General features: G+C 59.9%; 11 protein-coding genes and 1 pseudogene. 9 read left to right on the top strand and 3 right to left on the bottom strand.

From position 1 onward, the window contains the following. Positions 1-101: 101 nt before the first annotated feature. The gene (locus IWX64_RS04350) at positions 102-1,634 is read left to right on the top strand and encodes a GntP family permease (RefSeq protein ID WP_334683152.1); all 1,533 of its coding nucleotides are present in this window, start codon (positions 102-104) and stop codon (positions 1,632-1,634) included. A 160-nt stretch (positions 1,635-1,794) separates the two neighbouring features. Here the strand turns inward: IWX64_RS04350 and IWX64_RS04345 are convergent, their stop codons facing one another. Both IWX64_RS04345 and IWX64_RS04340 read right to left on the bottom strand, forming a co-directional pair. Beyond that, positions 1,795-3,945 carry a GmrSD restriction endonuclease domain-containing protein gene (locus IWX64_RS04345; protein WP_196865941.1) on the bottom strand — a complete coding sequence of 717 codons (2,151 nt, stop codon included), beginning with the start codon at positions 3,943-3,945 and terminating at the stop codon, positions 1,795-1,797. Positions 3,946-4,285: 340 nt separating this feature from the next. Then, positions 4,286-5,296: a peptidase gene (locus tag IWX64_RS04340; protein ID WP_196865940.1), complete on the bottom strand. Its 1,011-nt coding sequence runs from the start codon at positions 5,294-5,296 to the stop codon at positions 4,286-4,288. A gap of 264 nt (positions 5,297-5,560) precedes the next feature. Between IWX64_RS04340 and IWX64_RS04335 the strand changes: the two genes are divergently transcribed. The 3 genes from IWX64_RS04335 to IWX64_RS04325 all read left to right on the top strand — a co-directional run bounded on the left by IWX64_RS04335 (position 5,561) and on the right by IWX64_RS04325 (position 8,689). Further along, positions 5,561-7,048 carry an S-layer homology domain-containing protein gene (locus IWX64_RS04335; protein ID WP_334683151.1) on the top strand — a complete coding sequence of 496 codons (1,488 nt, stop codon included), beginning with the start codon at positions 5,561-5,563 and terminating at the stop codon, positions 7,046-7,048. A 212-nt stretch (positions 7,049-7,260) separates the two neighbouring features. Next, the gene (locus tag IWX64_RS04330) at positions 7,261-8,226 is read left to right on the top strand and encodes an IS481 family transposase (RefSeq protein ID WP_196865938.1); all 966 of its coding nucleotides are present in this window, start codon (positions 7,261-7,263) and stop codon (positions 8,224-8,226) included. A 10-nt stretch (positions 8,227-8,236) separates the two neighbouring features. After that, complete coding sequence (locus IWX64_RS04325; protein WP_334683150.1) at positions 8,237-8,689, top strand: DoxX family protein; 453 nt, start codon at positions 8,237-8,239, stop codon at positions 8,687-8,689. Positions 8,690-8,743: 54 nt separating this feature from the next. On the opposite strand, the gene IWX64_RS04320 is transcribed toward IWX64_RS04325, so the two are convergent. Continuing rightward, positions 8,744-10,015, bottom strand: a complete 1,272-nt coding sequence (locus IWX64_RS04320) for a hypothetical protein (protein ID WP_196865937.1) — start codon at positions 10,013-10,015, stop codon at positions 8,744-8,746. A gap of 139 nt (positions 10,016-10,154) precedes the next feature. Between IWX64_RS04320 and IWX64_RS04315 the strand changes: the two genes are divergently transcribed. The 5 genes and pseudogenes from IWX64_RS04315 to IWX64_RS17240 all read left to right on the top strand — a co-directional run. After that, positions 10,155-10,343: a hypothetical protein gene (locus IWX64_RS04315; protein ID WP_196865936.1), complete on the top strand. Its 189-nt coding sequence runs from the start codon at positions 10,155-10,157 to the stop codon at positions 10,341-10,343. After that, positions 10,340-10,699, top strand: a complete 360-nt coding sequence (locus IWX64_RS04310) for a hypothetical protein (protein WP_196865935.1) — start codon at positions 10,340-10,342, stop codon at positions 10,697-10,699. Before IWX64_RS04315 ends, IWX64_RS04310 begins: the two co-directional genes overlap by 4 nt. A 139-nt stretch (positions 10,700-10,838) precedes the next feature. Next, complete coding sequence (locus tag IWX64_RS04300) at positions 10,839-11,531, top strand: peptidase dimerization domain-containing protein (protein WP_196865933.1); 693 nt, start codon at positions 10,839-10,841, stop codon at positions 11,529-11,531. Positions 11,532-11,611: 80 nt separating this feature from the next. Next, positions 11,612-12,238 carry an oxidoreductase gene (locus tag IWX64_RS04295; protein WP_442859031.1) on the top strand — a complete coding sequence of 209 codons (627 nt, stop codon included), beginning with the start codon at positions 11,612-11,614 and terminating at the stop codon, positions 12,236-12,238. Between the two features lie 12 nt (positions 12,239-12,250). Then, a pseudogene (locus IWX64_RS17240) lies at positions 12,251-12,389 on the top strand (helix-turn-helix domain-containing protein); the annotation flags it as partial.

Raw genomic sequence — 12,389 nt, 5'->3', positions numbered from 1 at the left:
TTCACCACGAGCACTTGTCAGATGTCATATGTCTAGTGCTAGTGTGACACCCAGCACAGTGCCCGTCAAAAGTACGAGACCCGGCCGGTGCAGTCCCTGAGATGGCAACGAGGCCTGCTCAGCTCAACGAGGAGCAGTACGTGGATATACAACTTCTTTTGGCGCTCGTCCTGGGTATCGCCACCATTATTGTTTTGGTGTTGCGGACCCGGCTCGATGCGTTTGTAGCACTCTTGATCGCGGCGCTGGTGACCGGCATTGTCGCTGGCCAGGCCCCGCTGGATATCGTCTCGTCGATCACGACGGGATTCGGCAACACCCTGGCGTCGATCGGCATCGTGATTGGCCTGGGTGTCGGCATCGGCAAGATCCTCGAAGTCTCGGGAGCCGCCAACTCGCTGGCCATGGCGTTCCTGAAGCTCTTCGGCAAGGGCCGTGAACCCTGGGCGCTCGGCAGCGTGGGCGCACTCGTGTCCATCCCGGTGTTCTGCGACTCCGGCTACGTCATCATGAACCCGCTGGCCCGCTCCATTGCACGGGTCAAGCGCGCCGGGTACATCACCCTTGCGCTCGCCCTCGGCTGTGGCATGACCCTGACCCACCACCTGGTGCCACCGACGCCCGGCCCGCTGGCCGTCGCCGGCATCCTCGGCGCCGACCTGGGTGCGCTGATCCTCGCGGGTCTCGCGTTCACCGTGCTGCTGCTGCCGATCGTCGTCTTCTACGCCCAGTGGATCGGTCCGAAGATCGAACCCTCCATGAACCAGACAGTCCGCGAAGCCGTATACGGCACGGCGCACGTCCAGTCGGGTCGCCGTAGCGGCGGTACCGCTGTTGCCGATCACGACGGCGGCGCTGACACCACCGAGGAAGACGCTCCCTCAATGGACGTCGACAACAACACCCTCGGCACCCCTCCCGCTGGCGCCAAGCCGCACAAGGTTGGCGCGTTTGTCGCGTCCCTGCCACTGTTGGTACCGCTGCTTCTCATCATCATGAACACCGTGAGCGGTGCCATCGACCAGAACAACCAGGGTGTTGTTGGCGGCGGCGATTACACGCCGTCAGACTGGGTGGTTCCCCTCGCGTTCATTGGCAACCCCGTTGTTGCTCTGGTGATCGGCGTCATCCTCGCCGTCTACGTCCTGCTGCCTCGCTGGACTCCGCGTAACAAGGTGCAGGGCTGGTTCGGTGAGGCTGCTGCCTCGGCCGGTCTGATTTTGCTCATCACCGGTGCCGGTGGCGCACTCGGCCAGGTGTTGCGCAGCTCCGGTGTGGGCGATGCCCTCGCCGAAGCAATCGCCGGTACGCCGTTGCCAGCGTTCCTGGTGCCGTTCCTCATTGCCACGCTGGTGCGTATCGCTCAGGGTTCGGGCACCGTCGCAATGATCACTGCAGCGTCAGTGACGGCTCCGCTGGTGGGTTCACTAGGCATCGACCCCATCGTTGCAGCACTGGCCTGCACTGCCGGTTCGATGGTGTTCAGCTACTTCAACGACTCCTACTTCTGGGTAGTCACCCGCTTCGCCGGCCTCGACGGCATTGCGGCTCTCAAGGGTTGGTCGGGCATCACGACGGCGGTCTGGGCAGGTTCTATCCCGTTGCTGTTCATCGCTAACGCAATCCTCGGCTGATCCAGCGAGTTCTTTTCAACGGTGGCCGGGCGGCTCGGGTTTCTATCCGAGCCTCCTGGCCACCGTTCTATGTAAGTAAGGTGATATATGTAAGGCCCGCGAGGTACACAATCCGATTTGTCTCCCTGCTCCAGGCTGCAACCTTGCGCGACCGGAGAGCCTATGCCGTGTTCGAGTTTACGGAGCCCGAGCTTAACCGGGACCGAACTAGCCTGCTTCGAAGGGTCGACAGAGTTACTCCCTGGTCTTTATCGACGACCCAGAAGGTCCAACCGTTAGTGTTCCGCTTCGTGACCTTTTTGGCGGCTCCAGAGGGCGTGTCGAACCGGAATTCTGAGACAAAGATGCCTCCGTCTTCGAGCACCGTTCCCAAAGTTCCATTTGCTGAGCTTCCCGCATGGATGCGCTGACCAGCATTTAGCAGGCCCGCTCGAACGAGATCATAAACAGACACGTCATGATTGCTTCCCTCACTCACCAGACCCTGGTTCAGACCGAGCGCCTCGGCTGGCACTGGCCAAATCTGCGTCATGGCGTCGATCAGAAGATCAGTCCGGCTACTAATAGATTCCTCGTTCCAGCCGGATTCACCAATCTGCCCAATATTTTGATTCATCAAAAGAACGCTGTGTTGGTTGAGCTTAGAGAGCTTTCCTTTTGGGCCACCCCATGAGCCATTAGAGATCTTGCTATTCAGACCGCCGGCTACCAGTGTCAAATTGCCGAGCCGATGTACGTGCCGATCCCGCTCGTCCTGCGCGGCCACATCTCGACCGACAGACCAGTTCGTCCTCCATTGTTGCGGCAACAAGTGTTCGATCGAATGAGTTTCACGTTGAACTCGTCCTTCGGCAAACGAATTCTTTCCCGTTCCGTAACCTCTTAGGTGGTCTTCAACTGCCTCGAGGATCATTCTTGTGAATGGCCGCCGGAAGCGCCTGTATGCCGGCGCAAACTTCAGTTCTGACACCAAGTCTTCATCGGAAGGCCACGCTAGATTTACGGTGCTTGATTCCACCAAGAGCTGGGAAAGTCGGTCACCGGCAACGTCTCGCGAGGATTCCTCGAGCCGTGAAACGAGGAACGCCATAAATTGTCCGATTCCTCCGTTTCCTGACCGTAAGAGAGCCCTTCGGATAAGCCAACTCTCCAAAGAGCTAAGGAACTGCTCGAGCTGGTCCGGCGGAATTGTGTCCTTGGAGGGATCTGTTGCCCAGACAAGAAGCGCGCCCGCGCTTTGGGTGCCGAGTACGGATGTCCTGTAAGCAAAGAGCCCAATTCGGTCGAGATCTCCCGACTTGACCGTGGAGGCTTGGCTCCAACCGCGGTAAGTCTCAGCGCTTGCGTGAATTTTTGGGAGTGTGTCTGACATGGACCTAACTGGAGCTCCGTCCGCCTGTAGCTTGAACCTCCTGAAAACCTCGTGGACCGGGGTTTCTTGTCCAGATTGTGATACCAGCCAGTGACTCAAGAACACCGAAATCCTTGGTGTTGGTACCCGCCCAACACTGACTCCTTTCTCCCAAAAAGCGGTCTCAAAATCGGACCAGTACCGCTGATACATGGTGCCGGTGTTCACTTGTTCGATCTCGAGTTTCTGGAACACGAAGTTTTTTATCAGGTCCGCGCCGGATAGGGGGGTGCCTCGCGCATTGAGGGTTTCGAAAATTTGCTGGGAATCTTCGTTGTGCTCTAGCTCTATCGAGACAAGGTTAAGTTTCTGCATGAGCGCTGTAGCAAGCGCTTTGGACTGTTCTAAGGGGTCGGACCTGCCGAGCCAAGATTCTATTTTAGTTTTGAAGAACTCGTGTGCCCCCGAAAGCAGTCCGGGAGCGAACTCGGGAATGTTTGGCGATGAGTTCTCGTCACCTTGTGAGATCAACGATAGGTACTCGTTTTTATCTCTCGTTGTGGGTGTTAGCTTGTAGCGCTCCGACGTCGGGAGGAATGTTTCACTATTCTTGAAGTGTGCGCGCAGATACTCTGCCTCAGGCGCCTGATGGGCGCTTGTTGCGAGAAACGCAGCGTTAAAAAGTAGCTGTAACGTCGTTAACCTCTGTTGTCCGTCAATGATTGTTCGGGTCTGAACGGGTGATGAACCAGCAACCTTTTGGAGCACGATGGCGCCCATGAAATGAGGCTCAATATCGACTTCATTATCTGCAACGGCACTAGCTAGGCGTTCAACGTCTTCCCACAGTGGTTCCCATTGCTTGTCCTCGTTCCAGACGTACGGTCTCTGGAACAGCGGTACAAGTAAGCGCTGACCCGTTTGAAATACCTCTTGAAGAGTTTTAACGTTTGTATCCAAGACATGGTCCCCTTTGACGTCTTCGCCACTTTAGTGTTCGGCGTAAAGTTGATCCTAGCGTCCGGCTCTGACAACTCGTCGCGAGCGATAACTTGATTGCGGCCAATAGCGAGTTGCAGGTCACGATAGCTCTCCATAGCGTCCAAGCGCTGATGGGTCATGCTGTTCCAGGTTCAGATGAATCTTCTCAAGGCAGGATTTCCTTCCGGCCAACGGTTGGGTCCCGGGTAGGAGTCCGGTTGTTCCGGGAGCGGCTTAAGTTGTTACGCCTGTTCCACTGGCTGCCAGATGTCCGCCCGTGGCGGAGCATTGCGGGAAGTGCTCCTGCGTTCCGCGGTCCTTAGAGTTGCGGCACGCAGGGGCCGGCGCCGAGCAGTGCGAGTCCCGCACGGTCGCCGTCGCCCAGGGTGGTGAGCCCGTTGTTCTCCTCGTACATCAGCTGGCTGGGGTCATCGACATGATCGAGCCCGACGACGTGAGCCAACTCGTGCACAATAAGTGCTCTTACCTGGTCGCGCCCGCCAGGATATTGAAGGTGGTCCGTAAGGTCGGGTGCATCGAGCTGCACCTGACCGGCAATATAAACGAACGGCTTGCCAGGGGTATGCGCGTAAAGGCTGCCTCCGAGGCCGGCGACGTCTCCCTCAAGCCCCGGGATCTCTGAAGGGCTGGTCCAGGAGATAAGGACGGGGGCCCAGCGCTTGCCGTAGCGGTCGGGCTGGTAGGCGTCCCGGTCCTCGCTGGGCGCCTCGGTGGTGATTCCCCGGTAGGCAAAGGTCAGTCCGGTAGCGGCAGATATTTCGGCGACGGCCTCTTCGATCAACCCGTCCGTGCCAGCTGGTGCGAAGTCCGGCCGAACCACGTAATCCACGGGTCGGCAGGGGTCGTACGCGACAAAATCCTGTGAATCGTCCGGAGATTCCAGAAGAACGAAGGACGTGGCCCCGTTGCTCGCCGGTGGCAGATTGAGTGGAACATCCGATGCGTCGACCCCGCGAGGCGGAACAGGCGAACCCGGAAGGTACGGGAGTGCAGCGGCGAGAATGTACCGGTCGAAGATGGTCGGCGTCAGGTACAGACCCACCACCAGTGCAATGACACCGACCGTGCCGAGTCTGAGTCCGCGGCCAGCCCTCCGACGTCGTTGCCTACTGACGCGTTTCGGTTTCCGACCGCGCGACGCGCGACTCGGCGCGTACTCGATGAGTTGTCCGTTCAGGGATTCTTCGAGCGCCCACAGAGGTACCCGGCCGGAAGGTGACCGCTGTACACCGGATCCCACTCCGGGCCCGGACGCCGGTCGACGGACCGGTTTGGTGTCGTTGTCCTTATAGAACCACTCACGATCCATTGCCCCCATGGCACTGCTTCCCCCGTACTTGTGAACGTTCCAGGTTCAGCATTGCCGATGGCTCCCCGCGGACGGCGCTTCTTTCGGTAATCCTGACGCAATGCTGTGCCAAGTAACCAGTGAGAAGGTACCGGCCGCCCGTAAGCTTCAGTCACGAGCATGAGCGGGGGACGTCATGCGCTGGGGTTTCAGGCGTTCAAAGTTCTTCTACCTGTGTGTCGCGTTGTGCCATTTTCATCCGCGTTAGCACTCACTGGAGAACCTATGAAAACAATCAGAGCCGCCGTCATGATGCTCACTGTGCTGGTGATCGGCGCCGGCACCCTGGTGGCACCCTCTCACGTCAGTGCGGCCACCACCTTCAAGGACGTTCCATCGACCAGCCAGTTCCATACCGAGATCACGTGGCTTGCCGATCAGGGGATCTCGAAGGGATGGTCGGATGGCACGTTCCGCCCGCTGCAGTCGGTAGCGCGGGACGCGATGGCAGCTTTCCTTTTCCGGTTGGCTGGCTCGCCTGCCTACCAACCACCCGCACAGTCGTGGTTCACCGATGTCCCAGTGGGAACACAGTTCTATAAGGAGATCCATTGGCTGGCGTCCCAGGGGATCACCACCGGCTACCCGGACCGGACCTTCAAGCCACTCAGCTCAGTCAATAGGGATGCTATGGCTGCGTTCCTCTACCGGTTCTCCGTCAAGCCCGCATTCACCGCATCCAAGTCCAGCGCATTCCGCGATGTGCCGACCTCAAACATGTTCTACAAGGAGATCAGCTGGCTCGCGAACATCGGGATCTCGACCGGCTGGCCCGACGGCCGCTTCCTGCCCCTGCAATCCGTCAAGCGCGACGCGATGGCCGCCTTCATGTACCGGACGAAGAGTGAGCTTCCGCTGAACCGTCCCGCCGCCTACGGCTCGACGGCGGTCCAGGTGCTGCAGACCATCCCGGTCAAGGGCCGTGCCCCGAAAACCGGGTACACCCGGGACCAGTTCGGACCCACCTGGTTCGATACCGACAACAACGGGTGCGACACCCGCAACGACATGTTGAAGCGCCAGCTCACCAACATCACCTACACGTATGGAAACTGCCAGATTGCGACCGGTGTCCTGAACGACCCCTACACCGGCATGGTGATCAACTTCGTGCGGGGGACCACCACGAGCACTGCGGTCCAAATTGACCACGTGGTGGCCTTGTCCGATGCCTGGCAAAAGGGTGCTCAGCAGCTCAGCAAGGATCAGCGGCTCATGTTCGCCAACGATCCCCTGAACCTGCAGGCCACTGACGGTCCCACCAACGGTCAAAAGGGCGACGGCGACGCCGCCACCTGGCTGCCGCCGAACAACTCCTATCGCTGCATCTACGTTTCCCGGCAGATCTCGGCCAAGGCGATCCATGGCCTATGGGTGACGCAGGCGGAGCGTGACGCAATGGCAGGAGTGCTGAGCAAGTGCGCCGGTCAGCCTGCCGCAGTTACCCAACCAGCTCCCGTTGTCATGACCCCGGCGCCGAAACCCGCCCCAGCTCCGGCGCCCGCACCAAAGCCGACGCCGAAACCCACCCCAAAGCCGACCCCGCCACCCAAGCCGGCGAACCCTGGGGATTCAAAGAACTGCTCGGACTTCAGTACCTGGCGGGAAGCGCAGAACTGGTACGAGAAGTACTTCCCGTACTACGGCGATGTGGCACAGCTTGACCGGAACAAGGACGGTATTGTCTGCGAGTCCCTTCCTGGGGCCCCATAGGCACTCCGCAATCGGTAGGATCCGCTGACCTAGGAAACGACCGGCGACGATAGATCACAGCTGGGGATCGAGTACATCCCGGTCCCCAGTTGTCGCTGCTAGGTGTATTGACCACAGAGGTTGGTGACGGTCGGCGTGGTTTGGTGACATGAAGAAGACCTCCGGGTGAAGTGGGGCTTGTCAAGAGCATCCACCGAACCAGGAGGTCTTCAATGTCCCACCCTAACGCCCTACTCACGCCTCGCGGGCGGTTATTACTAGCTCAGTGTGTTGTTGACGATGGGTGGCCGTTGCGTCGGGCTGCGGAGCGGTTTCAAGTCTCGGTACCGACCGCGTCCCGCTGGGCTCATCGGTACCGTGAATACGGTGAGTATGGGATGGGCGATCGCTCCAGCCGCCCGCATACCTCACCCCGTCGTACGCCGACGCGTACCGAGCGGCGGATCATCGGGATCCGGGTAACCAAGCGGTGGGGGCCGGCGCGGATTGGGTACCAGCTCGGCATCCATCCGTCCACGGTGCACAGGGTCCTGACACGGTACAAACTGGCCCGGCTGTCCTGGATGGACCGGGGCACCGGCCGGGTGATCCGCCGCTACGAACACACCGCGCCGGGGGATCTGGTCCACGTGGATATCAAGAAGCTCGGCCGGATCCCCGACGGCGGCGGGCACAAGGTGATGAGCCGCGGTCAAGGAAAGCGGAACAAGACCGGCACCGCAGCCAACCGGCGACCCGGTTACGCGTACCTGCATAACGCGGTCGATGATTACTCCCGGCTGGCCTACACCGAGAATCTCCCCGACGAGAAAAAGGAAACAGCTGCAGGCTTCTGGATACGGGCCAATGCGTACTTCGAGTCCTGCGGGATCACCGTCCAACGCGTACTGACCGACAACGGAGCCTGCTACCGCTCCCACGCCTTCAAAGACGCCCTCGGCGAGATCAAGCACAAACGCACCCGCCCCTATCGGCCCCAAACCAATGGCAAGGTCGAACGCTTCAACCGCACCATGCTCGAGGAATGGGCCTACGCCCGCCCCTACCGCTCAGAAGCCGAGCGTGTCGCCGCGTTCGGTGCATGGCTGCATCACTACAATCATCACCGAGGCCACACCGCACTCAAAGGTCAGCCACCAGCCAGCCGCGTCACCAACCTCTCAGGTCAATACATCTAGGCTTCCCGGGGTGACCGACAATCGTGACCTTCGCCCCCTGTCCCCGCTCCGAACTATCGCCCGCATCGTGCTGGGCGTCTTCTTGCTCTTCGCTGGGGCAGCTCACCTGTTTTTCGCCCGCGCCGAGTTCGCAGCCCAGGTTCCTGCGTGGATGCCACTTGATACTGACTTTGTGGTGATAGCGTCCGGGATCGTCGAGCTGGTTCTGGGTGCTGCGCTCGTCTTCCTTCCGCGCTGGCGCGTGCAGATCGGATGGATCGTCGCACTGTTTTTCGTGGCAGTTTTTCCTGGCAACATCGCCCAGTACGTCGACCGCGTCGACGCTTTCGGTCTGGACACCGACTTGGCTCGTCTCACGAGGCTCTTCTTTCAGCCGGTCCTGGTTGTGTGGGCGCTGTGGTCTACCGGGGCCTGGCGGGGCCTCAGATCCTTCCGCCGATTCGACCGAACGCGCGATCAATAGGTCAGTGGGTCGCGGCCCTTCAATCTGGTCATCCGTCCGCCAACGGAGGAGTCGTCATGATTTATCCCGGCCAGAGTGCTGACGACGATGGAATTCGAAGCTTTCCTTGGTCGACTCCGAGAAGGCTAGACACCTGGATCCCGCTAAACCATTCAGTATCTGCGACAGATCAGAATTGGCTGTGACGCCGGGCTTCACAAGACCTGCTTCGTCGACAGTGATGTAGCCGTCTTCGAACAGTGCGTCGCATCCCAGTGAACATGCAAGCATTGCGACCCCTTCGAAATTGAGACGTTCTTCTTCACTTGATTCGGAACGTCGCTTAATGTGCGCTGCAACCAGTAGGTTTTCCGGAAGTATCTTGCCGCAAAGAGCACACTGATTTCCGAAACGGGAGAGGAGGGACCTTCTGAGGAATCGTTGCTCAGCACGCCGGACTGTCGTGCCGACTAGGTCCGTTGTTCCAACCCAATTTGGGAGATGGTCATAGTCCCTATTTGGGAGCTCGTGTTCCACAAGCGTACTCAGACGGGGCATGCCACCAGTTAGGTATTCGGCAAGCGTTCCACCAATCGATCGGGGAATTGGTGCCGTGTAGACCCGGCCCACTTGACCGGCGCTATTTATTGGGCCGACCCCGGGAGGGAAAATATGTTTAAGCGCATCGATTCGGACTTCCATGTCAGTGATGAGTGGATCGAGAAGCACGAGTGTGCCGTGCCGGTATCCATCGAGCGGAAGATAGTCGGGCGGACGATCTGCCTTCACACCGCCAGTTGCGATCACACTGATTGCCCGAAACTGCTGTGATGCGTAGTGAAAGACAATGTCCCCAGGAGACATGTGGTGAAGTGCTCGCCAATCTTCATGTCCTTGTTGTCCGTCTGCCCTGAGGTCCGGTGCCCACAAGGAGCCTTGTTCGATAACTGCGGAAAAGTTGTTGTTCTGGTTGACCCACCAATATTTCGGACTGGATAGGTCGTTGCTGTCTTGGTCTGTAGTGCCCCTAAGCCCAGGGACATTCAGGAAAGGATTGGTCTCTACCCAAGAAATTTCGCAGACATCAAGGATGCGTGTTGTGGCGTTCCCTCCCCAAGATAAGTCGGGAGTGAGCACCAGGGGCGGAGTTAGATGCGCGGCAGCCGCAGCCACAAGAGCTTTGCTGTCAAAATGATGTCCCGCGAGAACGGCTACGAACTTTGTGGCTGATCCAAATCCGTATTTCTGGCGCAACTTTACGCGTCCAAGATTTGTCGCCTCTTTGGTAGCTAATGACATAGCTTCCCGGAGTTCGAGTTCAGAGAACCGTCCGAAGAATGTTGACACGCTTTTCCCCAGCTGGGTTAGTGCACCGCACGCCACCATTGACGTTACTTCTTCAGACTACGTCGTTGGCTCTGCCTTTTGTAAGGCGCAGCTCGTCACCCAGACGAAAACCCGGTCAGGGATCTGGCGCGACATTGCGGTGCGGAAACGCCCCACCGAGGTGCCGACCCAGTATCTGCCGGTTATCCAACTCGGGGCAGAGCACGGCATAGCTAAGCCCCTGCTAATCGAACTGGTGTCCCTGATTCAGCAACTGGAAAACCAGTCCATCCAGATGACCGAGGAGCACCTGACAGCTCTCGACACGAAGGCGGCAGCCCGCGCATGAGCACTCTCGATTCCCTGCCCGGCTGGGTTGCCCAGCACCGCGACGCCATGGTCCAGGACCTCACCGATTACGTCAGCGCCGAGACCCCCTCGGATGACAAGATCCTGTTGGAACAGGGTCTGCAATGGATCGAAGGGTGGCTGCGGCGCCGGATTGGCGATCCCGCGTCTCGTCGCATTGTCGACGGCGGCGAGCTGGGTGACATTGCGATCCTGGATTACCCGGCCGACGACGACGCCGGCCCCTGGGTCACTGCGTTGTGCCACTACGACACCGTCTGGTCCGCTGGCACCATGGCCAGTGGCCTGCCACTGTCGACGGCGACAGGTTCACCGGACCCGGTGCCTTTGATATGAAGGGCGGCTTGATCCAGCTGGTCTGGGCCATGAAAGCCGCAGCATCTCTCGGGCTGCCCCGACCTAATGTGCGGCTGATCCTCAACGGTGATAAGAAATCGGCAGCCCTGTTTCCCGACCCGTCATCGAGGAAGAAGTGGTGCGCGGCGAGTCGGAGCTCGTGTTTGAAGCCAGTGCCCACGGAGCGCTGAAGGCCGCCCGTAAGGGGGTCGGCATCTTCCAGGTCCAGGCCCGCGGGGAAGAAGCCCACGCCGGTCTTGATCCTGACGCCGGCGTCAGCGCTGTCGACGAGATCGCCCGTCTGGTCCTTGAACTTCACGGCGCAGCCGACCTGGATGCCGGCACGACGCCTAACGTCGGTCTGCTCAAGGGTGGCACCCGCGCTAACGTGAAGGCTGGTCGGGCGACCGCCAACATTGACGTCCGGGTGTCCTCCGATGAGGAAGCCGAGCGCATCGATGGGGTGCTGGCGGGATTGACTCCACACAATGCCAAAGCATGCGAGGTCACCGGGGGATGGAACCGACCGGTCATGGTCCGCTCGGAGGACATCGCAAGCTTGATCGGTAAGGCGCTCGCCGTCGCCGGAGAGCTGGGGTTCCGCTGGAGGATACCTCGGTCGGCGGTGCCAGTGACGGCAACTTCGCGGCAGCCCTCGGCCTGCCGGTGCGGATGGTCTGGGTGCTGTCGGCGACGGCGCGCACGCCCCCGAACGGAGTGGATCAGCATCGACGGGATGCTGGAACGCACCTGTCTTGCGGCTGGACTGCTGGCCGGCCTGTCTGCCGCCGCAAAGGAACCAGTCGCGTCGGCTCAGGGAGGTCGAAACTAATGGAAACCGCCGGCCGAACAGCTGTGAACACTCGGCTCACACTTCGCGGGGTCACCATTCCCAACCGGGTGTGGATGTAGCTGCCGACCGACTGGCATCTGGTGCACTACGGCTCACGTGCCGTCGGCGGATGTGGACTTGTGATGGTGGAATCCACCGGTATTGGTCCCGACCACCGGACCACGGCGGCGGATCTGGGTCTCTCGAGCGAGGACCAGGTGGCAGCGCATGCCCGTCTCGCAGGGATCATCCGCAGCAACGGAGCAATTCCCGCAGTGCAGTTGCAGTGTGCGGGGCGCAAGAGTTTGCATCAGGTGCCGTGGCAGGGTGGCGGACAGAACAGCCCAGTGCCACTCGACGAAGGTGGGTGGATCCCATGGGCTCCTTCGGCAGTGCCGTTTGGTGGACTGACGGTTCCGCGGGAGATGACCATGGCGGACATCGATGTGGTCGTGGAGGATTTCGAGGAGTCTGCGCGCCTAGCTGATCATGCCGGATACGATGTCGTCGAGATCCATGCCGCCCACGGGTATCTGTTGCATCAGTTCCTCTCACCACGGTCGAATCCGCGGTCCGACGACTACGGCGGGTCGCTTGAGAACCGAATGCGGCTGGCTCTTCGGGTGACAAAGCCAGTACGCGAAGCTTTTCCCGCTGACAAACCCGCTTGGTGTCATAGCCTCGTAGCAACAAACATTGTTGGGTAGAGGGAGTTGCTGGTGGCGCGGAGGTTGTTAACCTTTTGCTGATCGGGCGGACATTGCGGTGGGGATTCGGGCGGGCCATACGGACCGTCAGATCGGGACGGAGATCGGTCGTGACCATACGATCGTGTGGCGGGAGCGGCTCCGGAACTCC

The organism is Arthrobacter sp. CAN_A212 (assembly GCF_015752345.1).
GTDB lineage: Bacteria > Actinomycetota > Actinomycetes > Actinomycetales > Micrococcaceae > Arthrobacter_D.
Note: the sequence above shows the minus strand (reverse complement) of the source record. Positions and strands in the feature narration are given on the sequence as shown.